At 72.8% G+C, this 1,399-nt stretch carries 1 protein-coding gene and 1 pseudogene; one reads left to right on the forward strand and one right to left on the reverse strand.

Going from position 1 to position 1,399, the window contains the following annotated elements:
• Positions 1–1,167 (reverse strand): glycoside hydrolase family 3 N-terminal domain-containing protein (locus IY392_RS14950; RefSeq protein ID WP_309234191.1); only part of this gene is annotated, 1,167 nt, incomplete at its 3' end.
• Between the two features lie 89 nt (positions 1,168–1,256).
• Between IY392_RS14950 and IY392_RS14955 the strand changes: the two are divergent.
• A pseudogene (locus IY392_RS14955) lies at positions 1,257–1,399 on the forward strand (amino acid permease); the annotation flags it as partial.

The raw sequence follows: 1,399 nt of genomic DNA on the forward strand, positions 1-1,399 counted from the left end.
GCCGCGGAGGGTCGCCATCCGGGCGAGCGAGAGGTCCAGGTCTTCCTTCCGCAGGGCGCCCTCGGCGAGCGCGCGCTCGACGGCGTCGAGTGCCTCGGGGATCCCGGCGGTGGTGATCCACAGCGGTGAATCGGCCCCGGCGATGAGCGATTCGGTGACCGCCCGGGGGAGCGGGAAGTCGTTCGTCACGGCGCGCATCCCGGACAGGTCGTCGGTGAAGATCGGGCCGTCGAAGGCGGGGGCGCCGTACCCGCGCCCCTCACGCAGCAGTCGGTACGCGGCCGGGGAGAGCGACGCCGGCCGGTCGACACCGGTGAGGCCCGGCACCTGCTGGTGCCCCAGCATCATCGCCGCGCCGGGGGTCTCGGCGAGTTCGGAGAAGGGCCGGAGATCGTGCGGCACGAGTTGATTAAGCGGGGGCACGGTCACCGCTTCGTGGTGGCTGTCCCCGGACGATCGGCCGTGCCCGGGGAAGTGCTTGAACACGGGCGTCACCCCGGCGTCGAGGAGCCCCGCGGAGAACGCGCGGGCGTAGCTGACCACCCGGGCCGGGTCGGGTGAGAACGACCGGTCGCCGATCACCGCCCAGTCCGGCTGGTCGGACACGTCGACAGACGGCGCGAAGTCGACGGTCACCCCCATCTCACGGAGGAACTCACCGCGCGCCCGCGCCGCGGACCGGACCTCCTCGGGGCTCATGGTGGCGGCCATGACGCGGGCGGACGGCATCGGCCCGGCATAGGGGGCGATGCGGGACACGCGACCGCCCTCCTCGTCGATCGACACGAGCAGCGGTAGCGCCGAGTCCTCCTGAAGTCGCGCGAGACCGTCGCCGGAGACGACTTCACCCACGACATCCCCGCCGAGGAAGATCCCCCCGATGTTGTGCTCGTCGACCGCCCGCCGGGCGTCGGCCATCGAGCTCACGCCCACGGTGAACAACTGCGCGATCCGCTCCCGCTGGCTCAGGGAGTCCAGGGGCGACTCGCAGGGCGGCGCGGCGGCCCGGGAATGCTCGGACGGTCGGGCCGTCGCGTGGTGCTCCCGGGATCCGGCTCCCGGTGTGCCCTCAGTGCCTGCCGTGCCGCAGCCGGCCAGCGCCAGTCCGGCGAGGAGTCCGCCGACCGGGACGACGACCGCGACACGGAGCCGACGGAGAGTACGCACCAGTCGAATGTAACCGCTGTACCGCCACCGACCGCGGGGGCACGAGGTCAATTCACCCGGCGGCCAACAATGGGTGCGACCATGCCCGCATGGCAGCATCACTCGACCGTCGACTGGGTATGAGCGATGCCGTGGTGGTGGGCCTCGGCGCGATGATCGGCGCGGGGGTCTTCGTTGCCTTCGCCCCCGCGGCGGCCCGGGCGGGGTCGCTGGTGTGGGCGGCGCTCGCGGT

The sequence above is a fragment of the Dietzia sp. SYD-A1 genome (assembly GCF_015356725.1).
Taxonomy (GTDB): domain Bacteria; phylum Actinomycetota; class Actinomycetes; order Mycobacteriales; family Mycobacteriaceae; genus Dietzia.